Origin of the sequence: Streptococcus sp. HMSC066E07 (assembly GCF_001814695.1) — a bacterium.
Taxonomy (GTDB): domain Bacteria; phylum Bacillota; class Bacilli; order Lactobacillales; family Streptococcaceae; genus Streptococcus; species Streptococcus hominis.
Window position 1 is genome coordinate 113,398 of record NZ_KV817448.1, and the last position, 26,744, is coordinate 140,141.

Here is a 26,744-nt window from a genome sequence, read left to right on the forward strand (position 1 = left end):
CTTGCAATGAGAGGAATTTTTTCTTTTTTACGAATAATCTAGTAAAAGGAGGCAGAATGGTCATAGGTTTATCACGTGAAGAAAAGGAATTTTTGAAAGAGTATGTGGCTGTAAGTTATCATCGTTTTCGAGAATTGGAATACTATGCTTTACTTTTGCAAAAGATGCAGAACTTGTCAGAATCAAGCTGACAGATAGGGAAGATTTTGATATACTAGATAAGACTGATATCAAGGAGAATCTTTATGTATGATACAACGCCTGAACAAGAGATGAAAGAGACAGTAGCAGAGACGCTTCACGAAGAGAACGAGAAAAAATCGGTTTTTATAGAGCTAACGTCGACTCCTTTTGTCGTTTTATTTTTGTGGAGCTTATTATTGAGCGTTTTGAGTGTCGCTAATCCATTGCTAACTAATCTTGCCACAAACCTGCAATCTCAAAATTTATATGCAGGTTGGGCAATGGCGCAAGGGCAGGTTATTTATGGAAATATCTATGGAACGAGTGGCCTGCTTTATTATCTAGCTAATTGGGCGGGGGGTCTCTTCATTGGCAATATTTTCTTTGCGGTAATGCAATGCTTGGCTTTGTTTGTTGCAGGAATTTATCTGTTTAAAATCGTATATCAATTAACGGCTGTAAAAAACACTTCTATCAAAATCCTTTCTTTATTCTATTGTTTGACGCTCGCTTTAGGCTGGGGCGGCTTATACTCTAGTATTTTTGCTTTTCCTTTTGTATTTGGTGCGCTATACTTTCTGATGCGCTACGTGGCAGGAGAAGCTAGTGACAGAGGCTTTATTGGTTTTGGTGCTCTTGGTGCGCTGATGTTTATGACGGACCCAATGACAAGTCTTGTGTTTTATCTGGTGGCTTTCATTGCTTTGTTAGTCTATAATATTGGGGCAAAGAAAAAAGCACGTGGTCTTTATCAATTTTTAGCTACACTTGTAGGCTTTTCGCTTGTGTTTTATCCTTTGGGATATTATACAGTTTTAAATGGTAGTTTTGGTCTCGCCATTAGTCAGATTCTTTATCCGTTGGAAAGTCTGCATTTTTCAGGGCAGCACTTGTTGTATAATGGTTTGCTTTATGGCGGACTCATTATTGGGCTTGGCGTAGTTGTGACTTGGGTGAGAAGTTTTTCATTGCCAACGAATTCTTTAGAACGATTTCTACAACTCTTTAGTTTTTTAGCTTCTCTCTTTCTTGTTGGATTTGTTTTCTTTTTGCCAGATTGGGGAGCTTATCAACTGTTGCCGATTTTGCCATTTTTTATGGTTCTAGTCAGTATGTGGCTTGGGAAACAGTCGTTCAATAGAGGTGGAAGGCACAGTAGAGTTCAAAAATCTTCGTCTGTTTTCGGAACTTATATTACAAAGAATGCTTTTTTACCGCTTCTAGCCATGATTTATTTAATTGGTTTTCCGTTTGTCAATCAGTATGTTTTATCGACAGGCGAAACAAGTGAGCGTATTTCTGCGGCAAATTATATCAAGAGTAAATCAAAGACTACTGATAAAATCTATGCTTGGGACACAACAGCAGCTCTTTACCAAGCGAGTGGGCGCCTATCTGCTGTACCGATTTTAACGCCTAGCTTATATCAAGGAACAGATGAAAATCAAATGTCCCTAGTGAATAGATTGAAAGAAACGACACCAACTTATATTTTAGTCAACAATCAAGTGTCTCTTCTGCAAGATATCAAAAAACAATTAAAAGAAAATTATCAGCAGACAGACCTAAAACTCAATCATTTCAAGCTCTATAAGTTGAAATAACAAATCAATATCTTGTGTTTGAAACAAAAAATAAAGTTTTTCACCACAAGATATTGATTTTTTTTGTTGGAGTGATATAATATGTCTTATACGAATGGAGGAGCTCATGATTGCATTAAAAGAAGACACAGTACAAGGATTTGCTGATATTTATGTAGAAAAACGTGACGGTCGTCGTGTGGCTTTTGACGCAGATAAGATTTACAAAGCGCTTGTTAAAGCCAGTCAAGAAGTAACGACGATGACTCCGTTGTTAGAAGCAAAACTTGAAGGCATTACCAATAAAATCGTAGCAGAAGTAATTGCACGTTTTCCTGCGGGCGTTAAAATTTATGAAATTCAGAATATCGTTGAGCATGAATTACTGAATGCCAATGAATATGCCATTGCAGAAAGCTATATTACTTACCGCACTCAACGTGATTTTGCGCGCTCAAAAGCAACAGATATCAACTTCACAATTGGCAAATTGCTCAACAAAGATCAAGCAGTTGTCAATGAAAATGCAAACAAAGATAGCGACGTTTTCAATACTCAACGAGATTTGACAGCGGGGATTGTTGGAAAATCAATCGGTTTGCAAATGTTACCGCCACATGTGGCAAATGCGCACCAAAAAGGAGACATTCACTATCACGATTTGGACTACAGTCCATATACGCCAATGACAAATTGCTGTTTGATTGATTTCAAAGGCATGTTGGGAAATGGTTTCAAGATTGGAAATGCAGAGGTAGAAAGTCCGAAGTCAATTCAAACTGCGACTGCGCAAATTTCTCAAATCATTGCAAACGTAGCTTCTAGCCAATATGGTGGCTGCTCTGCTGATCGAATTGATGAAGTTTTGGCGCCTTACGCTGAAAAAAATTATGAAAAACATTTGAAGGATGCGCGTGAATGGGTGCTTCCTGAAAAGCAAGAAGAGTTTGCCTGGACAAAGACTAAAAAAGACATTTATGATGCCATGCAATCTTTGGAGTATGAAATCAATACCTTGTTTACATCAAATGGACAAACGCCGTTTACTTCACTTGGTTTTGGACTTGGAACCAATCGTTTTGAGCGTGAAATTCAAAAAGCTATTCTTCAAATCCGCATCAAAGGTCTTGGCTCTGAGCACCGTACAGCTATCTTCCCTAAATTGATTTTCACGTTGAAGCGTGGATTGAATTTAGAACCTGGTAGTCCAAACTACGACATTAAACAGCTGGCTTTGGAATGCGCTACGAAGCGGATGTATCCAGATGTCTTGTCTTACGACAAAATTGTGGAATTAACAGGTTCTTTCAAAGTTCCAATGGGTTGTCGTTCTTTCTTACAAGGTTGGAAAGATGAAAATGGTCAAGAAGTCAATTCTGGTCGTATGAATCTTGGGGTTGTAACTGTCAACCTTCCAAGAATTGCCCTCGAATCTGAAGGTAATATGGATAAATTCTGGGAAATCTTCAATGAACGGATGAACATCGCTGAAGATGCCCTTGTCTATCGTGTGGAACGTACAAAAGAAGCAACACCAGCCAATGCTCCTATTCTTTATCAATACGGTGCTTTTGGAAAACGTCTTGGCAAATATGATAAGGTGGATCAACTCTTTAAACATCGTAGAGCTACGGTTTCTCTCGGCTATATTGGCCTGTATGAAGTAGCGACTGTCTTTTATGGTGGTGAGTGGGAACATAATCCAGAAGCCAAGAAATTTACAGTAGACATTGTTCGTGAAATGAAACGCCGTGTAGAAGAATGGTCTGACCAATATGATTACCACTTCTCTGTTTATTCTACACCGTCTGAAAGTCTGACCGACCGTTTCTGTCGTTTGGATACAGAAAAATTTGGTCTTGTAAAAGATATTACAGATAAGGAATACTACACCAATAGTTTCCACTATGATGTCCGTAAGAATCCAACACCATTTGAAAAGTTAGACTTTGAAAAAGATTACCCAGCAGCGGGTGCGTCGGGAGGCTTTATCCACTATTGTGAATACCCTGTTTTGCAACAGAATCCAAAGGCGCTTGAAGCTGTTTGGGACTACGCTTATGACCGTGTGGGCTATCTAGGAACCAATACGCCGATTGACCATTGCTACAAGTGTGATTTTGAAGGGGATTTCACACCAACAGAGCGCGGATTTACTTGTCCAAACTGTGGTAATAGCGATCCAAAGACAGTTGATGTTGTGAAGCGAACTTGTGGTTATCTTGGTAACCCTCAAGCTCGTCCAATGGTGAATGGGCGTCACAAGGAAATTTCAGCTCGTGTTAAACACATGAACGGCTCGACGATTAAATTTGAAGGGCATCATGTAGAAAAGTAGGAATTCTAATGGGAAAATATCAATTAGACGATAAGGGCAAAGCGCAGGTGGCATGCTATCATGAAAAGCATTCCAAAGGCGGAGTCAATAAAAAAGATCGTGTTGCAAATTTGCGAGAACAATTCTTACAAAAAACAAAGAAAAAATAGGAGAAAGAGTGAGGTTTGCATGAAGCTAGTCTCACTCTCTTTCTATCAAGGTGAGAAAAATGGAATTAAGACGACCAAGATTAGAAGATAAAGAGGCGGTGATAGACCTCATACTAGAATTTGAAAGGTCGAATGCTGCACACGATGGCGGTTTTTGGGACAAGGAAAATTTCGTTTATGAAGATTGGATTGCTGGAAACCAAGATGCGGAAATGGGTCTCAATATTCCTAATACATGGGTGCCGGCTATACAGTTTGTTGCCTTTGATAAAGGACAGGCTGTTGGCTTTCTAAATTTACGCTTGCGTCTGAATGAACATTTACGCGGACATGGCGGTCATATTGGTTATAGCGTTCGTCCAACTATGCAGGGGAAGGGCTATGCGACCGCTATGTTGAAAGAAGGGCTTCTTGTCGCTGCTTCAAAGAATATCCACCGAGTGCTAGTTACTTGTGCGGAGGACAATTCTGCTAGTAGGGCAGTTATTTTAAAAAACGGGGGCATATTAGAAGACATCCGACAGGGCACCGAACGCTATTGGATAGATTTGAATTAGGAGTAATTTATGGAATTACGAAGACCAGAATTGGCAGATAAAGAAGCGATACTTGAAATGATTGCAGAATACAAAGAGCAGGGGCTTCTCATGAATGGCGGTGTAGAAAGCACTTGGGCATGGGCAGAAAATTACGAAGATTGGTTGCAAATCAATCGTGATCAAGAGGCAGGACTGAATTTGAAAGAAGGGCGTGTTCCAGCTATTTTGTTTGCTTCCTTTGCAGATGATCGTGCATTAGGTTTTTTAGGGCTTCGTATGACACTAAATGATTTTTACTTAGAGTTGGGCGGGCATATTGGCTATGGCATTCGGCCTAGTGAGCGGGGGAAAGGGTATGGTAAACAACAATTAGCCTTGGCTTTACTTGAAGCCAAAAAATTAGCGCTCTCTCCCGTTCTGATTACTTGCGATATGGATAATGCTGCTAGTCGAGCAGTGATTTTGGCCAATGGTGGAGTGTTGGAAGATGTACGAGCTGGGAAAGAGCGCTATTGGATAGATTTGGGGTAGAAAAATGACATGGAATACACCGAAGCCAGGTGAGTGGAAAAGTGAAGAGTTAAGCAAGGGTCGCATTATTGACTACAAAGCCTTTAATTTTGTAGATGGCGAAGGGGTGCGTAATTCCCTCTATGTCAGCGGCTGCATGTTCCATTGCGAGGGCTGCTACAATGTAGCAACTTGGTCTTTTAATGCAGGGATTCCTTATACGCAGGAGCTTGAAGAGCAAATCATGAAAGATTTGGCAGAGCCCTATGTTCAAGGTTTGACCTTGCTTGGCGGAGAGCCTTTTCTCAATACAGGTATTCTCATTCCCTTGGTTAAGCGGATTCGTAAGGAATTGCCAAATAAAGATATTTGGTCTTGGACGGGCTACACATGGGAAGAAATGATGTTGGAAACACCCGATAAGCTGGAACTGCTGAGTCTTATTGATATCCTTGTTGATGGACGGTTTGACAAAGCCAAGAAAAATCTCATGCTGCAATTTCGCGGTTCTTCTAATCAACGAATCATTGATGTGCAAAAGTCTCTCAAAGCTGGGAAAGTGATCATTTGGGATAGACTGAATGATGGCACAGAAAGTTTTGAACAAGTCAATCGAGATAAAACAGAATAAATTTGAATCAAGGCAGGACTGAATGTTCCTGCTTTTTTGTTGTTTGGAATGTAACAGCGAAGAACCGCATTGAAAACGCATTTATCATTTAAGGTTTTTGTAATTCTTAAAGAATGTTTAACTTTCAGTTATTTTATGCTATAATAGGGATAATAAAATGGATATTTTTGCATAGGAGTTTCAAATGGCCAAAAAAAGATCGCGCTCTTCTAAGAAGAAAAGCAATCGGATCTTAAATATTGCTTTACTAGTCATCTTTGCATTGTTAGCAGCATTGTTGATTTCTTCAATGTTCCGATATAACATTTTAGCCTTTCGGTACATGAATGTTTTGGTATCAATCTTGCTAGCAGTTGTAGCACTAGGGACTGGCTTTTTAATTTTTAAAAACAAAGCGCGTGTCACAACGACGATTATACTGATTTTAGCGATTCTGGCAAGTTCAGGTGCGATGTATGCGGTTAAAGAAGTGCTAGATTTGTCTAATGGGCTAAATGCAACTTCCAACTACTCTGAATATGAAATGAGTGTGGTAGTACCGAAAAATAGCGATATCAAAGATATTAGTCAGGTCAAAAATATCCTCGCTCCGACAGCGAATGACGGAAAAAATATTGAAGCATTGACAGATAACTTAGCGCAAACCAAGAAAGTCAATCTAACGGTTGATCAGTCTTCGTCTTATCTGGCAGCTTATAACTCTTTGAGGAATGGTGAAGCGAAGGCTATGGTGCTAAATAGTGTTTTTGAAAGTGTTATCGAAAACGAGCATCCAGATTACGCTTCAAAAATTAAGAAAATCTATACTTACAAGATTAGTAAAAAGATTGAAAACGCTCAGTCACCAGCTACTAATAACGATGTCTTTAACATCTATGTCAGTGGTATTGATACTTATGGTCCCGTTTCGTCTGTATCTCGTTCGGATGTGAATATCATCATGACAGTGAATCGCAAAACAAAAAAAGTGTTATTAACAACAACACCGCGTGATGCTTACGTACCGATTGCTGATGGTGGCAACAGTCAAAATGATAAATTGACGCATGCTGGCATTTATGGTGTGGAAGCGTCCATTCATACATTGGAAAATCTCTATGGCATTAAAACCAACTATTACATCCGACTCAATTTCACTTCTTTCCTTAAACTCGTGGATTTGCTAGGTGGTATTGACGTTTATAATGATCAAGAGTTTACAAGCTTACACGGTAATTATCATTTTGGTGTAGGAGATGTTCATCTAAATTCTGAGCAGGCTCTAGGCTTTGTGCGAGAACGCTATTCATTGAGTGGTGGCGATAATGACCGTGGTAAAAACCAAGAAAAGGTCATTGCGGCTATTATTAAAAAATTGACTTCAACAAGTGCTTTGAAGAATTACAATGCTATTATTTCAGGACTACAAGATTCAGTTCAAACCAATATGAGTCTTGAAACCATGATGAGTCTAATCAACACGCAACTGGAATCTGGTGGTAGTTATACCGTGACTTCTCAGGCAGTTACAGGAGAAGGTCGGACGGACCTTCCGTCTTATGCCATGCCGGATGCCAATCTTTACATGATGGAGTTAAATCAAGATAGCTTGAATGCAGCCAAAGCGGCAATTCAGAAAGTGATGGAAGGGAAATAAGATTGATCGATATTCATTCGCATATTGTGTTTGATGTGGATGACGGTCCCAAGACACGTCAGGACACACGAGAGCTTTTGACAGAGAGTTATCGTCAAGGAGTTCGAACGATTGTTTCAACGTCTCATCGTAGAAAAGGGATGTTTGAAACACCTGAAGAAAAAATCGCAGCAAACTTTCATGAAGTTCAGCAAATCGCTAAAGAAGTAGCAGATGATCTCACTATTTTGTATGGGGCTGAAATTTATTATACCAGCGATATTTTAGAAAAACTCGATAAGAAAATCATCCCAACTTTAGGCGGAACGAGTTATGCTTTAATTGAATTTAGTATGACGACACCATATAGGGAAATCCACAGCGCTTTAAACAATGTGCTCCGTTTAGGAATTACACCAGTTGTAGCTCATATTGAGCGTTATCATTGCTTGGAGAATGAAACGAAAAAAGTGCAGGATTTGATTAACATGGGTTGTTATATGCAAATCAACAGCTCTAGCGTCCTCAAGCCGAAGTTATTTGGTGAAAAGTATAAATTCATGAAGAAGCGGGCACAATTCTTTATGGAGCAGGATTTAGTGCACTTTGTGGCAAGTGATATGCACAATTTAGGTCCACGACCTCCTTATATGCAGGAAGCCTACCAAATTATCTCTAAAAAGTATGGCAAAGCATATGCTGATGCACTATTTCGCGAAAATCAAGAAATATTATTAAAAGACGAATTAATTTAGGAGAAGAAATGAAAAATCAAGATAATCAGACGGTGGAAATTGATGTTCTATCATTAGTTAAGACCCTGTGGAGACGAAAATTTCTCATCGTTGTGACCGCTTTTGTAATGGCTATTGTTGCTTTAGGCTATAGTACCTTTATTATAAAACCGAATTATACTAGTACAACTCGTATTTACGTTGTAAATCGACAAGCCAATGAAAATTCCACTCTTACCAATCAAGACCTTCAAGCTGGGACATACTTGGTAAAAGACTACAAAGAAATTATTTTATCTCAAGATGTGTTAGCAAAAGTGATTGATGACTTGAAGTTAAATGTACAACCAAGCGCATTAGCTAAAAAAATCAATGTCACTGTCCCAACGGATACGCGTATTGTGTCTATTGCTGTTTCAGATGGGGATGCCAAAGAAGCTGCGCGTATTGCTAATAGTTTGCGTCAAATTGCAGCTGAAAAAATTATTGCTGTTACCAAAGTATCCGATGTAACAACGTTAGAAGAGGCAGAAGTACCAAATTCCCCTTCTTCACCAAATATTAGACGCAATACCTTGATTGGTTTTCTTGCAGGAGGGTTTTTAATCTCAGTTGTGATTCTTGTCGTTGAAGTGTTAGATGACCGAGTGAAAAAGCCAGAAGATGTGGAAGAAGCGCTGGGAATTACTCTTCTTGGAGTTGTGCCAAATATGAATAAACTATAAGAGGGGAAAATAATGCCGAGTTTAGAATTAGCTAAAAATAAAGAAAAAACGATAAAGAAAACAGAAGAATACTACAATGCCTTAAGAACTAATATTCAGCTTAGTGGGGATAATATTAAGGTCATTGCTGTCACTTCTGTACAGTCCGGAGAAGGGAAGTCAACGACTTCTACAAACCTAGCCATTGCTTTTGCACGTTCAGGCTATAATACTTTACTAATTGACGCAGATATTCGTAACTCTGTCATGTCAGGGATTTTTAAAACGCGTGATAAAATCACAGGTCTGACAGATTATCTAGCTGGTGCGACAGATTTGTCAAACGGTTTATGCGAAACAAATATTGACAATCTATTTGTGATTGAAGCTGGACAAGTCTCACCCAATCCAACAGCTTTATTGCAAAGTAAAAACTTTGGTATCATGATTGATATTCTCAGAAACCATTATGATTATATCGTTGTTGATACACCACCGATTGGACTGGTCATTGATGCGGCTATCATTGCTCAAAAATGTGATGCTAGCGTTTTAGTCGTCGAGTCAGGAAATGTAAAACGGAAAACATTGCAAAAGGCAAAAGAACAATTAGAACAAACCGGGACGCCATTTTTGGGAGTTATTCTAAATAAATATGATACACAGTTAGAAAAATATGGCTCCTATGGAAATTATGGCAATTACGGAAATTACGGAAAGAAAAAGTAGAGATTAGCATTTAGGAGTAGGGATGTTTGAAAATAGAAATGAGTTTCAAAAAACAGGAATTGCTTTTATTCAACTAGTTGCAGTTTTTGTTGTGATTACAATCATAAATTTAATTTCAAACTTTAGTCTAACTAATAAAGAAATTGTGATGTTAATGTTGCTACATATTGTTGCTTTTTATATTAGTAATTATAACTATCATTTTTTTCAACGTGGCTATTTAATTGAATTTACCGAGACACTGAAATACAGTGCTTTTTATGCAGTCATTATCACATTCTCTTCTTTTATGCTGGGAGGCAACTTTTCATTATCCCGTAGCAATCTCATCTTTTTTATCTTGTTGAATGCTTTGGGTGTTTATTGCATTAATCTATCAATCAAGCAATATTATGCACGAGTACATCCAAGATTAAAAAGCAGTAAAAAAGTACTCATCATTACGGTTTCTAATCGTCTAGACAGAATTTTAAAACAATTAACCGAAGCGCGCACATTTAATGAATGTATAGTAGCTATCTCAGTATTTGATAACTCGCATTACCAACATCCGACAATTCAAACGATACCAAAAGAACGCCTCATTGAATTTGCAACTCGCTCTGTTGTAGATGAAGTTTTTATTAGCTTGCCGAGCGATTACTATTCCATTGAAGATTTGGTTGTTCAGTTTGAGAATATGGGAATCACCGTTAATGTGAATATTAACGCCTTGGATTTTCAAATTGGTGAGAAGAAGCTTCAAGAAATTGCTGGCTTTAGCGTGGTCACTTTTTCAACAAATTTCTACAATTATAGTCACATCATTGCTAAAAGAGTTTTGGATGTCATTGGTTCTCTCTTTGGACTTCTTATATGTGGAATTGCAGCACTTTTCCTAGTTCCAATGATTCGTAAAGATGGTGGACCAGCAATTTTTGTTCAAGAACGTGTTGGAAAAAACGGTCGGATTTTTAAATTTTACAAATTTCGCTCTATGTACGTAGATGCCGAGGAACGCAAAAAAGAGCTGATGGCACATAATACCATGAGTGGTGGGATGTTCAAAATGGATGATGACCCACGGATTACACCTATTGGAAAATTCATTCGGAAAACCAGTCTAGATGAGCTTCCACAATTTTGGAATGTTCTTAAAGGTGATATGAGCTTAGTTGGTACGCGTCCGCCAACTGTGGATGAGTATGAAAAATACACACCTGAACAGAAAAAACGTTTGAGTTTCAAACCAGGCATCACAGGCCTCTGGCAAGTCAGCGGCCGCAGTGAAATCACGAATTTTGATGATGTTGTAAAGCTAGATGTGTCCTATATTGATGATTGGACTATCTGGTCAGATATTAAAATTTTACTAAAGACTGTCAAAGTTGTATTAATGAAAGATGGAGCGAAGTAGGTGAGACTTCGCTTCCTTGATAGGAGAAAGATGAAGAAGTCAGTTTATATCATAGGCTCAAAAGGAATCCCTGCCAAGTATGGTGGCTTTGAAACCTTTGTTGAGAAATTAACAGAATATCAGCAAGATAGTAGTATACAGTACTATGTAGCCTGTATGCGTGAAAATTCAGCTAAGTCTGGAATCACAGATGACCAGTTTAAGCATAACGGGGCAATTTGTTTCAATATTGACGTGCCTAATATTGGGCCAGCTAGAGCCATTGCCTATGATATTGCTGCTGTAAATAGAGCGATTGAAATCGCTAAAGCAAATAGGGATGAGGCTCCTATTTTCTATATTTTAGCTTGTCGTATTGGGCCTTTTATCGCTGGGCTCAAGAAAAAAATTAAAGCTATCGGAGGCAGTTTATTTGTCAATCCTGATGGACATGAGTGGCTCCGATCAAAATGGAGTTTCCCCGTCCGTAAGTATTGGAAATACTCAGAGCAACTCATGGTCAAGCATGCGGACTTATTGGTTTGCGATAGTAAAAATATCGAAAAATATATCCGAGAAGACTATAAACAGTATCGGCCCAAGACGACTTACATCGCCTACGGGACAGATACAAGTAAGTCTGTTTTAAAACCTGAGGACGAAAAAGTTCGTAGTTGGTATCAGGAAAAGGGTGTTGCTGAAAACGGATATTATCTAGTTGTGGGACGATTCGTTCCCGAAAACAACTATGAGACCATGATTCGTGAATTTATGAAGTCTAATTCTAAAAAAGACTTTGTTCTCATTACAAATGTGGAACAAAATAAGTTTTACGATCAGTTGCTCAAGGATACAGGCTTCGACAAAGATCCGAGAGTCAAATTTGTTGGGACTGTCTATGACCAAGAATTGCTCAAGTACATTCGTGAAAATGCTTTTGCCTATTTCCATGGGCATGAGGTTGGAGGGACCAATCCTTCTCTACTGGAAGCTCTAGCATCTACAAAACTGAATTTGTTGCTAGATGTTGGCTTTAACCGTGAGGTTGGTGAAGACGGGGCTATTTATTGGAAAAAAGACGAGTTGGCACGCGTCATTGAGGAAGTAGAGGGATTTGATCAGGCAGCAATAACTGACTTGGATTTCAAGTCAAGCCGAAGAATTCTCTCAGCTTTCACATGGGAAAAGATTGTTACAGACTACGAAAAAGTATTTAAAGGATAGAAATGCAGAAAATTTTATATCTCCATGCTGGTGCCGAAATGTATGGCGCCGACAAGGTTTTGTTGGAGCTTATTAAAGGTTTGAATAAAGACGAATTTGAAACGCACGTTATTTTACCCAATGCTGGTGTCTTGGTGGGTGCTCTGGAGAATGTTGGTGCTAAAGTTAAAGTTATCGATTATCCAATCTTGCGCCGTAAATATTTTAATCCTAAGGGGATTCTTGAGTATTTTGGCTCATATAACCGTTATTCAAAGCAAATCGCTGAATATGCTAAGGAAAATGGAATTACTCTCATTCACAACAATACTACTGCAGTACTTGAGGGAATTTATCTCAAACGTAAGTTGAACCTTCCTTTGATTTGGCATGTTCATGAAATTATTGTCAAACCAAAAGCAATTTCAGATTTTATCAACTTTTTGATGGGACGTTATGCTGATACGATTGTGACGGTTTCAAATGCTGTAGCCAACCACGTCAAGCAGTCTCGCTTTGTAAAAAATGACCAAGTTCAAGTCATCTATAATGGTGTTGACAATGCCGTCTATCACGAAATGGATGCCACCGCCGTCCGTGATCAGTTTGGTATCGCACAAGATGCGCTTGTCATCGGTATGATCGGACGAGTTAATGCCTGGAAAGGTCAAGGCGACTTTTTAGAAGCTGTGACTCCAATCTTGAAGGCTAATCCAAAAGCAGTTGCCTTTTTGGCAGGTAGTGCATTTGAGGGTGAAGAGTGGCGTGTGGATGAGCTGGAAAAAACCATTTCAGACTCACCAGTAGCTAGACAAATCAAGCGAATTGACTATTATAGCAAGACGACAGAACTCTATAATATGTTTGATATCTTTGTCTTGCCAAGTACCAATCCAGATCCATTACCAACAGTCGTCCTCGAATCTATGGCTTGTGGCAAACCTGTAGTGGGATATCGTCATGGAGGTGTCTGTGAGATGGTCAAGGAAGGGGAAAATGGTCTTCTTGCTACACCGAATCAGCCTGCAGAATTGTCTAAAGCTATTCAAGAATTGGCTGACAATACCGAGAAGAGAGAGCAATTTGGTAAGGCCTCTGTCCAACGCCAAAAAGAACTCTTCTCCTTACAAAGTTATATTCGGAATTTTTCGGAGTTGTATAGGAAATACTAAGATGAATACTGAAAAAATTAAGAATAAATTAAAACCAATTATTTATCCAATTATTAACTTTATTCCTAGACGAAGACTAAAGAATAAAAATTTTACGATTATTTGTGATAATTGTTGGGCTGGAAAGGTTTATCAAGAATTGGGCTTGCCTTACCAAACTCCATTTGTAGGGATGTTTGTCTTTTCTCCTGATTACATCAAGATGCTCAAGAATTTAAAACATTATTTGAGCGGGAACATCCCCTTGAAATTTGTTAAAGAATCAAAATATATCAAAGACTTTGATAATGCCTATCCTTTAGCACTACTTGATGATATTGAACTTCATTTCCTGCATTATGCAGATGAGGAAGAAGCAACTCAAAAATGGCAACGCCGTTTGGAAAGAATTTATTGAGATAATTTGTATTTTAAGTTCAATGATAATGATATTTGTACTTATGAATTGATGAAAGAGTTCGAAGAACTTCCATATAAGAGTAAGGTTATTTTTTCTTCGAAGAATTATAGTGATTTACCTTCCTTGATTCATTTTAAATCAGCCGAGAAGCAAGGGCATGTTGGTATCGATTTGAAGACTTACCACCGATATTTTAATGCTGTTACTTGGTTGAATAAGGGTGGGGAAGATTTAACATAAAATAAAAATTTAGGTGAAGAATCCATGAAACCACTTTTAACTGTTGTCATTCCAGTTTATAATGTTGAAAAGTATTTAAAACGTTGTGTAGAAAGCGTTCTTGTCCAAGAGTGGCATAATTATGATATTTTACTTGTAGATGATGGAAGTACTGATAGTTCTTCTCAAATCTGTGATGATTATGTTAAGGCGTATGACTTTATCTCAGTTATTCATAAAGAAAATGGAGGGCTTTCTGAAGCTCGCAATACTGGTATTTCACATGCTAAGGGTGACTATGTTTATTTCCCTGATTCTGATGACTGGCTGGAACCACAAACTTTTAAAGAATTAGCAGAGGTGCTGGAATCTCGAGAATTTGACATTATTTCTTTTAATCGTGAGTTTGTCAAAGGTGAAGAAGATGTTATAGTTTCGGATTCAGTAGTGACTCAAGTCTTTGAAGGTAAAGACGCTTTTGTCCAAATGCTCAAGCATAGTTATATCACAGGTTTTGCCAACGACAAAATATATAAAAAGTCTTTATTTGTTGATAATAATATTTCTTTTCCGAAAGGAAAATATTATGAAGACTTGGGAACGAATTACAAGCTCTTCCTCTCAGCTAAGAATGTCTTTGCTACCAATCAAAAGTATTATCACTATTTAATTGATAATCCTGATTCCATCACACAGTCTTGGAATGAGCAGAAGTTTAGAGATATGTTTGGGTTCTACAAAGAAGTTTTTTATTCTGATTTTGTTTGTTCACAATTAAATCAAGAAGAATTACAAATTTCACAGCTATATTATGTGAATGGCTTGACTCATATCTTGGCAAGTTTATATAAATCTAAATTAGATAAAAAATATATAGACATTACTAATGAAGTGAAACAAGAATTACTTAAGAATAGTGTTTCTCTTTCTCAAATGAAAGACCAACCAAATAAGTTAAAATATATACTGTTTAGACTTAAAGTATTAAAACTAGCCTTCAGTATTCAAAACATTTTCTGATATGATATGGGAGTTTAATTTGAAATACTCTGTTATTATTCCAGTCTATAACGTTGAGAAATACATTGATCGTTGTTTAAAAAGTGTTATTTCTCAGAATTATGATGACTTGGAGATTATAGTGATAGATAATGGTTCTACAGATCGTAGTGGTCATATCTGTGAAACTTATGCTAGCCAATATGATAATATTTCAGTCTATCATATTGAAAACCACGGTGTTGGTTCTGCCCGTAATTTTGGCTTATCCAAAGCTAAGGGAGAGTTCATCTACTTCGCTGATAGCGATGATTATCTTGTAGGAAATCTCTTTTCGGACTTTGCTGATAAGTTGGTATCAGACTTAGATTTAGTGGTATTTAGTTATTACAATTCTTTTGAGCAAGAGTTAACTGAGAAGTATCGTACGAAAAAGTGTCTTCCTCATAGTGGATTATACGATAAAAATGATTTTATCACGATATTTACAGATTTATTTTTATCAGATATGCTTTATACTGTGTGGAATAAAATTTATCGTAGAGAGTTTCTTCTTGAAAATAATATTTCTTTTGAGAAGTATGAGTTGGGTGAAGATGTGCGCTTCAATCTGAATGTTTATCGTAATGTGAACAGGGTTTATCTTTCTCAAGAGTCCTACTATGTTTATGTCATCGGCAGGAAGGGTTCTGCTATGTCGGGCTATAACCCTAAGCGTCTTCAGTATCAGCTTCAAGAGTTGAAGTTGGTTGATAACTTATTAAAGGATTGGCATATAGATAGTTCAAATCTTGATAATACTGTAAAGGCAAGAATATTGATGAGCAATATTCACAATATTTCTAAGCAAAAATTACCAGTTACAAAAAAAGTTAAGCTCGTTAAAGAAATTTGTAAAAGCAAAGATATGGCAGATTTTATTAGGAATGATTCTTCACTATTAAATCCCCTCATAAAAATGCTGTTAAAATGTCGAATTTATATTATTTTGATTTACCTCAAGAAAATGCAGATGATATTACAGCATTAATAAGAATAATTGAAAGGTATGGAAAGTACTTGTGAATAGCAGTCGCTTTATTTCAGAGAAAATCTATTTATTTACACTCTTTGTTTGGGTATTATTTGCATCTCTGGTAACTACAACTTATTTCGTTAGACTAGACGGTTTCTTGGCACTTTATCGTATATTACTTTATTTTACGTTAGTAATGATTGCGATAAAAGAACTCATCAACCTTCCTAACACAATTAATTATTTCAGATTTCACTTGAAGGAATTATTAGTTTTCTTATTATTTACCCTGACAATGTTAATTGTGTCAAAAAATCGTGATGGTCTTCCTGATATAAACGTCTTACTGTTAGTATTTTCGGCTAGGGATATAGAGTTCAAGAAATTATTAGGTACCTTCTCCTTAGCGACATTCTCAGTTCTCATTGTCACTATTTTGGCTAGTAAGATGGGAATTATTTCAAATATGTTGATGAGTGCAGATGGTGGTTATCGTTATAGTCTTGGATTTAACTATGTTTCCTTTGCTTCTCAACGTATGTTCTTTGCATTATGTAGTTATCTTATGTTTAGAGGGAAGAAGATTTCCTACCTTGAGTTGTTAGCTCTGTTGATGTCTACCATTTATATGTATCAACAGACTTCGACATCTAGTCCATTTTACTTAAGCATTTTGATACTAACCTATGCTTTGTTGAGTATTAAAATCTTTAAAAAAGAGTTTCTCATTGGAAACTTCTGGACAAAGACACTTGTGCAGTACGGTTTTATTTTAGCTTTAGTGATTGTCTTGTATTTTTGTTTTTATTCATCTGGGAATTTATTTCACTTAGTCGATCAATTTACGCATAATCGCTTGCGTCTCAGTGTCAATGGTTTTCAAAATTTTGGGGTATCTTGGTTAGGGCAACCAATTTCCTTTACAACTCTTGATATGTTTGGAAATTTCACTAGTAATTACAATTTTATTGATAGCTCTTTTGTTCAATTATTGGTTATTGATGGCTTGATTGTCAGTGCATTTATGTTGTTTGCATTGACAAAAGTGATGCGTTATTTTGTGTCTATTCAAAAAGATATCGTACTGGCTTGCTTAGGAATTATGATTATCCATGGTATGTTTGATCCTCAGATGTTAGTTCTTCGTTATTCTCCATTAATCTTATTTATCAGTCGCCTATTTATTGTGAATGAGGATACAAAAATTGAATAAAGAAGAGTATTCGTCAAATTCAAAGGAAGGCTAAAACAAGTTATTGTACTTATGAAAGTTTTAAAAAATTACGCCTACAATCTCTCCTACCAGCTGCTGGTGATTATTTTACCGATTATCACCACCCCGTATGTCACTCGGGTATTTAGCTCTGAAGATTTAGGAACTTACGGCTATTTCAACTCCATTGTTACCTACTTTATCCTTTTAGCGACTTTAGGAGTGGCCAATTACGGTACTAAGGAAATTTCAGGACACCGGAAAGACATCCGAAAAAATTTTTGGGGGATCTATACCCTCCAGTTAGTCGCAACATTTGTATCTCTCCTCCTTTATGCTTTGTTTTGCTTGATGCTTCCATCCATGCAAAATCCTGTAGCCTATATTTTGGGACTCAGTTTGGTTTCAAAAGGGCTCGATATCTCCTGGCTTTTTCAGGGCTTAGAGGACTTCCGCAAGATTACGGTGCGAAATATTACGGTTAAGCTAGTCGGAGTCATCTCCATCTTCTTGTTCGTTAAATCTGCCAATAATCTTTATCTCTATGTATTCTTACTAACCATCTTTGAGCTGTTAGGTCAGCTGAGCATGTGGTTACCTGCCCGCGAATTTATTGGGAAAGCCTATTTCGATATGGCCTATGCACGGGTGCATTTAAAACCGGTCATTCTGCTCTTTTTACCGCAGATTGCCATTTCCCTCTATGTTACTCTTGACCGGACCATGCTGGGGGCTCTCGCCTCTACAAAGGATGTCGGGATTTACGACCAGGCTTTAAAACTCGTCAATATTTTGTTGACCTTGGTGACGTCTCTGGGAAGTGTCATGTTGCCTCGGGTATCAAGCCTCTTGTCCTCAGGAGATCACAAGGCTGTCAACAAGATGCACCAGATGTCTTTTTTGATTTATAATTTGGTCATTTTCCCGATTATTGCTGGCATGCTGATTGTCAATGATGACTTTGTTCAATTCTTCCTAGGGAAGGATTTCCAGGATGCGCGTTATGCCATTGCCATCATGATTTTTAGAATGTTCTTTATCGGATGGACCAATATCATGGGGATTCAAATTCTCATCCCGCATGATAAAAACAAAGAATTTATGCTATCCACCACCATTCCTGCTATTGTCAGTGTGGGGTTGAATTTGCTCTTCTTGCCTCATTTTGGTTTTATCGGCGCGGCTATTGTATCAGTTCTAACGGAGTCACTGGTATGGTTCATTCAATTGTACTATACCCTTCCTTATCTTAAGGAAGTACCGATTCTTGGGTCTATGGCAAAAATTGTATGCGCATCTGCTATGATGTATGGCTTGTTGCTATGTGCAAAACCATTCTTGCATTTTTCACCTACTTTAAATGTTCTTGTGTATGCAGTGCTTGGCGGCCTCATTTACCTGTTTGCTATTCTAGCTCTGAAAGTAGTAGATGTGAAAGAATTAAAACAAATAATAGGGAAAAATTAGAAATGAAGAAAATACGTAATATAAACTTAGATTTGATTAAAATAATTGCTTGTATCGGAGTTGTTTTGCTTCACACTACGATGCCAGGGTTTAAGGAAACAGGGCAATGGAATTACTCATCTTATTTATATTATTTAGGTACTTATTCAATTCCCTTGTTTTTTATGGTGAATGGTTATTTATTATTGGGCAAAAGCAAGATAACATATCCCTATATACAACATAAAATAAAATGGGTTCTAATAACAGTGTCGTCATGGACTGTTATCATCTGGTTACTTAAAAGAGACTTCACAATTAATCCAATTAAAAAAATTTTGGCTTCTTTGATACAAGAGGGTTATTTCTTCCAATTTTGGTTTTTTGGCTCATTGATACTAATTTATTTATGTTTGCCGATATTGAAGAAGTATTTACATTCAAAAAGAAGTTATTTGTACTTTCTATCTGTATTAACAATTATTGGTTTGTTTTTTGAATTGATAAATTTTTTGCTTCAAATGCCAGTGCAAATTTATGTTATACAAACGTTTAGATTATGGACTTGGTTCTTTTACTACATTTTAGGTGGTTTTGTAGCACAATTCAATATAGATAATTTAAAATCAATCTTTAAGGGATGGATGAAAATAGTTAGCATACTTTTGTTATTGATTTCACCGATAATATTATTTTTCATAGCAAAAAATATTTATCATAATCTTTTTGCTGAATATTTTTATGACATTCTTTTGGTAAAAGTAATTAGTTTAGGACTATTTCTTACCTTATTGACGCTAACCATTGATGCTTCTAAACATAGAATGATCTACTTGTTATCAGTCCAAACGATGGGAGTATTTATTATACATACCTATGTTATGCAAATATGGCAAAAGTTGATAGGGTTTAACATAGTGGGTGCATACTTATTTTTCCCTGTTTTCACATTAATGATTAGTTTTCTAATAAGTATGACATTAATGAAAATCCCTTATATCAATCGAATAGTTAAATTATAAAAAGGAGTTTATAATGTACGATTATCTTATCGTTGGTGCTGGTTTGTCTGGAGCAATCTTCGCACACGAAGCTACAAAACGTGGCAAAAAAGTAAAAGTGATTGACAAGCGTGATCACATTGGCGGAAATATTTACTGTGAAAATGTTGAAGGAATCAATGTTCACAAGTACGGTGCCCACATTTTCCATACCTCAAACAAAAAGGTTTGGGATTATGTCAACCAATTTGCTGAATTTAACAACTATATCAATTCCCCTATTGCTAACTATAAGGGCAGTCTTTATAATCTTCCATTTAACATGAATACCTTCTATGCTATGTGGGGCACTAAGACTCCGCAAGAAGTTAAAGACAAGATTGCTGAGCAAACGGCTGATATGAAAGATGTTGAACCTAAAAACTTGGAAGAACAAGCAATCAAGTTGATTGGTCCAGATATCTATGAAAAATTGATCAAAGGATACACGGAAAAACAATGGGGACGTTCTGCAACAGACCTTCCACCATTTATCATTAAACGTCTTCCAGTTCGCTTGACCTTCGATAATAACTACTTTAACGACCGTTACCAAGGGATTCCAATCGGTGGCTACAATGTCATTATTGAAAATATGCTTGGCGACGTAGAAGTTGAATTAGGCGTTGACTTCTTTGCCAACCGAGAAGAACTGGAAAGCTCAGCAGCAAAGGTTGTGTTTACGGGTATGATTGACCAGTATTTTAATTATAAACACGGAGAGCTTGAGTATCGTAGCCTGCGTTTTGAACATGAAGTTTTGGATGAGGAAAACTATCAAGGAAATGCTGTAGTCAACTATACAGAGCGTGAGATCCCTTACACTCGTATCATTGAGCATAAGCACTTCGAGTATGGAACCCAACCGAAGACGGTCATCACCCGCGAATACCCAGCTGATTGGAAACGTGGAGATGAGCCATACTACCCAATCAATGATGAAAAGAACAATGCTATGTTTGCCAAGTACCAAGAAGAAGCTGAGAAAAATGACAAGGTCATTTTCTGTGGACGTCTAGCAGACTATAAATACTACGACATGCACGTGGTCATTGAGCGTGCTTTGGAAGTCGTAGAGAAAGAATTTACTAAATGACAGAAGATAAGATTGATATCGTGGTTCTCTGGGTTGACGGGAGTGATCCGGAGTTTATCCGTGAGAAACAAGCTGTGACTGGTCAAGTGGCAGATTTGGACCAAGAAATCGACGGAGAGCAGCGTTATCGTGATTACGGGATTTTTAATTACTGGTTTCGAATGATTGAAAATCATGCTCCTTGGGTAAATCGTGTTTACTTAGTCACCAATGGCCAAAAACCGGAATGGTTGAACTTGGAGCATCCAAAACTCAAGTTGGTCACTCATAAGGAGTTTATCCCTAAAGAGTATCTACCTACCTATAATTCAGCGGCTATTGAACTCAACCTCCATCGGATTGAGGGCTTGTCGGAGAATTATTTGTATTTCAATGATGATGTGTACTTGATTAGAGATAGTCAACCTTCGGATTTTTATAAGAATGGGCAACCTAAGCTTTTAGCTGTATATGATGCTTTAGTTCCTTGGTCACCATTTACGAATACTTATCACAATAATGTTGAATTGATTTATCGCCATTTTCCTAATAAGAAGGCACTAAAGTCCTCGCCTTGGAAATTTTTCAATCATCGTTATGGGTATTTAGTTTTGAAAAACTTGCTACTTTTGCCATGGGGGCCAACGGGCTATGTGAATAACCATTTAGCTGCACCTATGAAAAAGAGTACCTTGGCACATTTATGGGACATTGAGGGTGAAACATTAGATAGAACGTCACGAAATAAAATTAGAGACTATGGAGTAGATGTTAATCAATACATCTGTCAGCATTGGCAGATTGAAAGTAATCAGTTTTATCCTATGTCAAAGAATTTTGGAGAGTCGATAGACCTGAATCAAGTGGATCGATTAGAGAGTATCTTTAAAGATAAACATAAAAAACTGCTTTGTGTAAATGATGATGTTGACTCTAAAGAGGAGAATATCATTCGTTTTAAGGAAATATTGAAAGAACGCTATCCTGAAAAATCAGCTTTTGAAAAATGAGAAATAAGAGATGAAATACTATTTAAAAGAAGAATTTTTACACGATAATAATGTGAAAAATGCCGGGAATAAGGCACGTAATGATGTTGAAGAAATTGTAAAGAGAGAAGGTTATCAAGCCTTGGTTCTTTCAGTTGATAATTGGTACGAGATGAGTACACTTAAAGCACAGCTTCATAAATCCAAGGCTTTTGGTCAGGCCTTGGCTCAACTAAAGCAAGGTGATGAGTTATTGATCCAGTTCCCAATGCTTCATCATAGTTTTTTCACAACACATCATGTAAAGAAAGCACAGAAAAAAGGCGTAAAAGTTCATTTTATTATCCACGATTTGGAAGCTTTACGCTATGCCAATTTGGATACAGTACCTTTGAAGCATAAGATTCGAGTTCAAATTCAAGAGTCAGGTCTGCTTGGTGCAGCTGATGGGATTATTGCCCATAATCCTATTATGAAATCTGTTTTGGTAAATAAAGGAGTTGCAGAAGATAAGATTGTGAGTCTTGGAATTTTTGATTATTTGATTCCAAATTTCCAAGAAAAAAGTGGACTGACAAAAGACCAGCCAATCATTGTAGCTGGCAATTTGGCTCAGGAAAAAGCTGGTTATCTTTACTCTCTTCCTGAAGAACCTGCTTATAACCTTTATGGTGTTGGCTTCGACGAGAGCAGAGCTCTTGCGAATGAGACTTACTTTGGATCCTTCTTACCTGACGAGCTACCAGCAGCTCTTGAGGGTGGTTTTGGTCTTGTCTGGGATGGTGATAGCGCTGAGACATGTAGTGGTGTATTTGGTGAGTACCTTCGCTATAACAACTCGCACAAGGCTTCACTTTATTTAGCGGCAGGCTTCCCTGTAGTTGTTTGGGAAGAGTCAGCACTGGCTCATTTTGTGATAGATAAACAGTGTGGTCTAGTTGTTTCTTCTCTTTCTGATTTAAAAGAAAATTTAGATACCTTGTCAGAAGAGCAATACAAAGAAATGTTAGAAAATGCTAAACAAATTGGTAGTAAACTTCGGCAAGGGCAATATTTGAGGACTGCACTATCAAAATTGAAGTGAGATTGTTATTATGAAGTGATAGTCTTATAAGACAGATTTTAATCATAGGTGGTGCAGGTTATATCGGTAGCTACATAGTAGTGGAATTATTAAAAAGTGGCTATGATGTTGTAGTTGTAGATGATTTTTCAAATAGTTCGCTTCAGGTCTTAGATAGATTAAAAACTATTACAGGTGTGACGGTTCCTTTTTATCAAGGTTCTATTGCAGACAAAAAGTTTATGAGTCAGGTATTTGAGGAAAATCATATTGATGCAGTGATTCATTTTACAGTTTATGAGGCAGTTGGTGAGTTTGTGCAAGAACCATTAAAATATTAGCCAATCTCAAATTTCAACATAGTAAAGTATTTAATCGTAAATGATTATCAAAAAGGTTACTCCCCAACTCCCAAATGTCAAAATTCTTCCCTGAAATGTCACTTTCTAGCGCCCTACCTACCTTTTGGCTCTAAAATGAGACCAGATATGTTTCTTGTCCCGAAACCTCTCCTTTTTGCGCTAAACTAGTGTTAAAGCAAAAAGATTGGAGTTATGATGGAAATTCAAGAAATTTATAATCAATTCAGAGATTACTATGGGGAGCTTGAGGCTGAGTATGCCCATTGTCAAAAGGCTAGCATGGAGTGGGAAAGCCTGCGTCTGCACTATCTGATATACTACCTGATACGCTACGGTATCGGGGAGATGAAGTTTTTTAATGCCTATCATTATCGGGCAGCTTATCGCTGGTATTTGCAGTCCTTGATGCTGAGCTCGGCTTGATATTTAGAGGCTGGGACAAAAGTCCTAGCCTCTAAATTGTCTTTGGATTGTCGAGCAAGACGCAGTGGTTGAGTGTAACCGCCCAATAACAAGGTATATTGAAAAAACGTTCCAAAGTTGATTTGACTCTGGAACGTTTTCTATTTGCACTTTTCCTGAATAGTTTCAGCCCATGGTAAATAAGGGCTCTTTTCTACCATTTTTTCTACCATTTTTCAAGTCTGTCAAGGCTTTAAGTGAAAAATGAGATAAGACAGTAGCTATTCCGAGGTTACTGTCTTATTTTTAACACTTTTTGAGCCATAAAAGGGCATGCAAAAAAAAACACCTCATCTGGTATTTTTTGAAACAAGGTGTTACAATAATACGGCATAGACAGCCTTATCGATTTTGGGTCAAAGAGTAATCGTAAAGTTTGTTATGCGTAATGAGGTAATACATTGTTCGAATGAGACGATGTATAGAGGCAATCGCATGAGGCTTAGTTGAAGCTATTGTAGATAGTCTTTTTCGTTTCTCATAAAAGTCAGCGATATGGCAGGGATTGGTATGACTAGCTGAAGCGATGTTGTGAATGCACTTGAACAAGATTTTTCTGGCATAGGGATTACCTCTTTTAGTGATGTGTTCCTTGGCGAGAAATTTCCCAGATTCATAGTGTCTCAGGTCAATGCCAATAAAAGCGTTGATTTGATTGGAAGACTGAAAGCGACGAATATCTCCCAATTCTCCAATGATAGATGTCGCTGTGGTTTCTGCGATGCCAGGAATTGACCGTAAGATGTCATACTCTGGTAAAGGCTGAGCTAGAGTTACCATGTCGTTTAAGACAACTTGTCTGCGTTCAGAAAGGCGAAGCAATTCTTGAGCATAGTAACGAACCTCTTCAAGCATTGGAGAGTTTTTCTTGACCGCACAAAAAGATTGTTTAGCGAGTTTTATAAGTTTATCAGTCAGGTAAGCAATACGCTTTTCAGAGATGCGTTTGGAGGTAGATTGACGGATAATCTCATACAAGTCACTTTGAGATAGGCTTAATACAAACTCTTTACATGGAAAAGCCATCACTAAGTTCCAATATTGCTCTCCAGTTGGTGTGGATAAGAGATTTTCCAATTCAGGAAAGGTGACTTGTAGAACCTTGTGCAGACGGTTTTTAGCTCGAACAAGATCTTCAGTCATATTTTGATAGAAACGGCTTAAATCACGCAGGTGTTGATAAACTTCTTCCTGCACGTAAGTTGGTTTACGATTGTGCACAAGCTGAGATTTAGCCAACTTTTCAGCGTCAATTTTATCTGTTTTACGAACTCGCAGACTGTCCAATTGCTTCTTAGCTTCCAGTGGATTTAGCCGTGTATAAGCGTAACCACATTCCTCAAGAAAAGCCTGAAGACATCGAGAATAGACGCCTGTGGCCTCAAATATAATCTCAGGGTTATGAACAGTTTTCAAGTCCCCCAACAGGCGATTGAATCCAATGGCATCATTGAGTATGGAGTAGCCATGAACCTTCTCACCGTTGACTAAAATTGCCACCTCAGAACTTGTTTTACTTACATCAATTCCAAATACTGCACGCATGACATTACCTCTTTTGTCTTGAATAATTCCATGTTTTAGTGATTTTATTTTCAATACGCGACGTTTAGCGTCCCACATACTTTGATCAAACTCCACCTAAAACTAGGTGTCTTGCCAGTTTGTCAAGCGACGTCTAGCGCCATAGAGCCCTACGACTTTACAAGACACCACTACTTTAACATAAAGAAAAAGTAGTGAGTACTCTCTCCCGTCGGAGATTTCTTCACTACTAATCTTAGTATGTTTTCTTCTAATTCTTGCAGAAATGATAGAGCTCGGTTTTGAGCTATGAGATTTGATTCGCCACCCGGTAGAGAACTGTCAGGATTTTGCCAAAGTTGTTTGAGTGTAGTTTCAAATGTTTGGTCGGAAACCGGCTGACTGCTTAGTTTTCGTTCAATCAATCGCTTATCAAGTTGAATCGGAAGCCCAAAGGTTAGTGCCAAAGGCTCAATCGTTTCAATTACTCGTTGGTAAGGACTAGAATAAATAGCAGAGATTGGCTTATTCTCTAGTATTTTTAATTGTGAGAGGGAAGTGAGTCCCTTTTATGACAAAGGGCGTGTCCATTCGTCAGGTGTGTAAGTTGAGTGCGCGTGACGGACAAAATAATAGGTGTTGTTCATGTAATCTAGTATATCACAACATTTGAAAATTCTATAAATAAGTAAGAAATAATGCTTATTTAAGAAAAACTTTAACTTTGTCTTACGGATAGTTAATAAGAGCTTGGTAAACTTTAATCAACCATTAAAAATAATCAAAGGAGTAAATAATATGGTTGACAAAAATCATCGTTCAAATAATGAAAAATATACAAAATGGTCTATCCGTCGGTTAAGTGTAGGTGTTGCGTCCGTAGTTGTGGCAAGTGGATTCTTTATTCTTATTAGCAATCCGGTAAATGCCCAAGTTGGTACGCAAAACAAGGTGGTGACAACAACCCCGTCAAATAGTCCAACAGACTCTGGGAAATCCATACTTGATTCGAAAGTAGGACAATCTGAAAAAACAACAGCTGACAAGAAAGAAGCGCCAGATGCAACTAAGCCCTCACAAGATTTGTCTGGCAGAACAACTCAAACACCAGATAAAAAGGTGCAAGAAAAACAAGAAGTTACAAAAGAAAACAAAGCAGGAAAATCCATTGCAGAAGCTGCGAAAAAAATCCAAAAGGCGTCAGAAACAGTTGCAAAAGAAACAGCTTCAAAAGCGCAAGAAGATCCATCTCTTGCTCAAGCTAAGCAATCTATAACGGACAATATCAAGGGCAGTACAGATGTTCCGGCTTCTTTCCTAGCCAACGCGAACCACCCTGGTCCCTTTACGGCAGGCGTGAACGAAGTCATTCCGTACGAACTCTTCGGTGGTGACGGTATGTTAACCCGTCTCTTGTTGAAATCCTCAGACGGCGCCCCATGGTCAGATAACGGCACGGCAAAACACGCTGG

At 37.6% G+C, this 26,744-nt stretch carries 25 protein-coding genes and 3 pseudogenes; 26 read left to right on the forward strand and 2 right to left on the reverse strand.

The window, feature by feature from the left end:
* The first annotated feature begins 56 nt into the window (after positions 1-56).
* The 25 genes and pseudogenes from HMPREF2984_RS09895 (at position 57) to comW (ending at position 23,709) form a co-directional block, all read left to right on the forward strand.
* Entirely contained in the window at positions 57-191 is a 135-nt protein-coding gene (locus HMPREF2984_RS09895) for a hypothetical protein (RefSeq protein ID WP_003031261.1), read from the forward strand.
* A gap of 54 nt (positions 192-245) precedes the next feature.
* Positions 246-1,787 carry a glycosyltransferase family protein gene (locus HMPREF2984_RS06000; protein ID WP_049533435.1) on the forward strand — a complete coding sequence of 514 codons (1,542 nt, stop codon included), beginning with the start codon at positions 246-248 and terminating at the stop codon, positions 1,785-1,787.
* Positions 1,788-1,893: 106 nt separating this feature from the next.
* On the forward strand, positions 1,894-4,104 hold the full coding sequence (nrdD, locus tag HMPREF2984_RS06005; protein ID WP_049533436.1) for an anaerobic ribonucleoside-triphosphate reductase: 2,211 nt from the start codon (positions 1,894-1,896) through the stop codon (positions 4,102-4,104).
* A gap of 8 nt (positions 4,105-4,112) precedes the next feature.
* Positions 4,113-4,253, forward strand: coding sequence for a hypothetical protein (locus HMPREF2984_RS09615; protein ID WP_142350447.1), 141 nt, complete (start codon positions 4,113-4,115; stop codon positions 4,251-4,253).
* Positions 4,254-4,312: 59 nt separating this feature from the next.
* Positions 4,313-4,810, forward strand: a complete 498-nt coding sequence (locus HMPREF2984_RS06010; protein ID WP_049514671.1) for a GNAT family N-acetyltransferase — start codon at positions 4,313-4,315, stop codon at positions 4,808-4,810.
* A gap of 9 nt (positions 4,811-4,819) precedes the next feature.
* Entirely contained in the window at positions 4,820-5,323 is a 504-nt protein-coding gene (locus HMPREF2984_RS06015; protein ID WP_049533438.1) for a GNAT family N-acetyltransferase, read from the forward strand.
* A gap of 4 nt (positions 5,324-5,327) precedes the next feature.
* Entirely contained in the window at positions 5,328-5,933 is a 606-nt protein-coding gene (nrdG, locus tag HMPREF2984_RS06020; RefSeq protein WP_003027750.1) for an anaerobic ribonucleoside-triphosphate reductase activating protein, read from the forward strand.
* Positions 5,934-6,117: 184 nt separating this feature from the next.
* Positions 6,118-7,569, forward strand: coding sequence for an LCP family glycopolymer transferase CpsA (locus tag HMPREF2984_RS06025; protein ID WP_049533439.1), 1,452 nt, complete (start codon positions 6,118-6,120; stop codon positions 7,567-7,569).
* A 2-nt stretch (positions 7,570-7,571) separates the two neighbouring features.
* Positions 7,572-8,303, forward strand: coding sequence for a capsular polysaccharide biosynthesis protein Cps4B (cps4B, locus tag HMPREF2984_RS06030; protein WP_022525209.1), 732 nt, complete (start codon positions 7,572-7,574; stop codon positions 8,301-8,303).
* 8 nt (positions 8,304-8,311) lie between these two features.
* Complete coding sequence (locus HMPREF2984_RS06035; protein ID WP_049533441.1) at positions 8,312-9,007, forward strand: CspC family polysaccharide chain length determinant protein; 696 nt, start codon at positions 8,312-8,314, stop codon at positions 9,005-9,007.
* A 12-nt stretch (positions 9,008-9,019) separates the two neighbouring features.
* Positions 9,020-9,715: a tyrosine-protein kinase gene (locus tag HMPREF2984_RS06040; RefSeq protein ID WP_003026604.1), complete on the forward strand. Its 696-nt coding sequence runs from the start codon at positions 9,020-9,022 to the stop codon at positions 9,713-9,715.
* 22 nt (positions 9,716-9,737) lie between these two features.
* Positions 9,738-11,111 (forward strand): sugar transferase, encoded by a 1,374-nt coding sequence (locus HMPREF2984_RS06045; RefSeq protein WP_059221610.1) that lies wholly within the window; start codon positions 9,738-9,740, stop codon positions 11,109-11,111.
* Positions 11,112-11,141: 30 nt separating this feature from the next.
* The gene (gene cps2T, locus HMPREF2984_RS06050; RefSeq protein ID WP_021002187.1) at positions 11,142-12,314 is read left to right on the forward strand and encodes a beta 1-4 rhamnosyltransferase Cps2T; all 1,173 of its coding nucleotides are present in this window, start codon (positions 11,142-11,144) and stop codon (positions 12,312-12,314) included.
* Positions 12,315-12,316: 2 nt separating this feature from the next.
* A complete protein-coding gene (locus tag HMPREF2984_RS06055; RefSeq protein ID WP_003040815.1) occupies positions 12,317-13,465 on the forward strand; it encodes a glycosyltransferase family 4 protein in 1,149 nt (382 codons plus the stop codon).
* A gap of 1 nt (position 13,466) precedes the next feature.
* Positions 13,467-14,105 (forward strand): annotated as a pseudogene (locus tag HMPREF2984_RS06060) (DUF1919 domain-containing protein).
* A gap of 24 nt (positions 14,106-14,129) precedes the next feature.
* Positions 14,130-15,104, forward strand: a complete 975-nt coding sequence (locus HMPREF2984_RS06065) for a glycosyltransferase (RefSeq protein ID WP_003026599.1) — start codon at positions 14,130-14,132, stop codon at positions 15,102-15,104.
* Between the two features lie 19 nt (positions 15,105-15,123).
* Complete coding sequence (locus HMPREF2984_RS06070; RefSeq protein ID WP_003026598.1) at positions 15,124-16,113, forward strand: glycosyltransferase family 2 protein; 990 nt, start codon at positions 15,124-15,126, stop codon at positions 16,111-16,113.
* Positions 16,114-16,144: 31 nt separating this feature from the next.
* Complete coding sequence (locus HMPREF2984_RS06075; protein WP_070670787.1) at positions 16,145-17,311, forward strand: polymerase; 1,167 nt, start codon at positions 16,145-16,147, stop codon at positions 17,309-17,311.
* 51 nt (positions 17,312-17,362) lie between these two features.
* On the forward strand, positions 17,363-18,778 hold the full coding sequence (locus HMPREF2984_RS06080; RefSeq protein WP_003040805.1) for a flippase: 1,416 nt from the start codon (positions 17,363-17,365) through the stop codon (positions 18,776-18,778).
* A gap of 2 nt (positions 18,779-18,780) precedes the next feature.
* Entirely contained in the window at positions 18,781-19,779 is a 999-nt protein-coding gene (locus HMPREF2984_RS06085; RefSeq protein WP_003040757.1) for an acyltransferase, read from the forward strand.
* Positions 19,780-19,792: 13 nt separating this feature from the next.
* A complete protein-coding gene (gene glf, locus HMPREF2984_RS06090) occupies positions 19,793-20,893 on the forward strand; it encodes a UDP-galactopyranose mutase (RefSeq protein ID WP_003040714.1) in 1,101 nt (366 codons plus the stop codon).
* Entirely contained in the window at positions 20,890-21,882 is a 993-nt protein-coding gene (locus tag HMPREF2984_RS06095; RefSeq protein ID WP_003026589.1) for a stealth family protein, read from the forward strand. The genes glf and HMPREF2984_RS06095 overlap by 4 nt, the downstream gene beginning before the upstream one ends.
* A 10-nt stretch (positions 21,883-21,892) precedes the next feature.
* Positions 21,893-22,945, forward strand: a complete 1,053-nt coding sequence (locus tag HMPREF2984_RS06100) for a glycosyltransferase (protein ID WP_003026587.1) — start codon at positions 21,893-21,895, stop codon at positions 22,943-22,945.
* A gap of 26 nt (positions 22,946-22,971) precedes the next feature.
* A pseudogene (locus HMPREF2984_RS06105) lies at positions 22,972-23,262 on the forward strand (SDR family NAD(P)-dependent oxidoreductase); the annotation flags it as partial.
* 219 nt (positions 23,263-23,481) lie between these two features.
* Positions 23,482-23,709: a sigma(X)-activator ComW gene (gene comW, locus HMPREF2984_RS06110; protein ID WP_003040495.1), complete on the forward strand. Its 228-nt coding sequence runs from the start codon at positions 23,482-23,484 to the stop codon at positions 23,707-23,709.
* Positions 23,710-24,090: 381 nt separating this feature from the next.
* Here the strand turns inward: comW and HMPREF2984_RS06115 are convergent, their stop codons facing one another.
* Both HMPREF2984_RS06115 and HMPREF2984_RS06120 read right to left on the reverse strand, forming a co-directional pair.
* On the reverse strand, positions 24,091-25,293 hold the full coding sequence (locus tag HMPREF2984_RS06115) for an IS110 family RNA-guided transposase (RefSeq protein ID WP_070670789.1): 1,203 nt from the start codon (positions 25,291-25,293) through the stop codon (positions 24,091-24,093).
* Positions 25,294-25,463: 170 nt separating this feature from the next.
* Positions 25,464-25,919, reverse strand: a pseudogene (locus HMPREF2984_RS06120) (histidine phosphatase family protein).
* Positions 25,920-26,070: 151 nt separating this feature from the next.
* Here HMPREF2984_RS06120 and HMPREF2984_RS06125 point away from each other — a divergent pair.
* Positions 26,071-26,744, forward strand: a 674-nt coding sequence (locus HMPREF2984_RS06125; RefSeq protein ID WP_142350450.1) for an SSURE domain-containing protein, incomplete at its 3' end; no start/stop codon positions are given.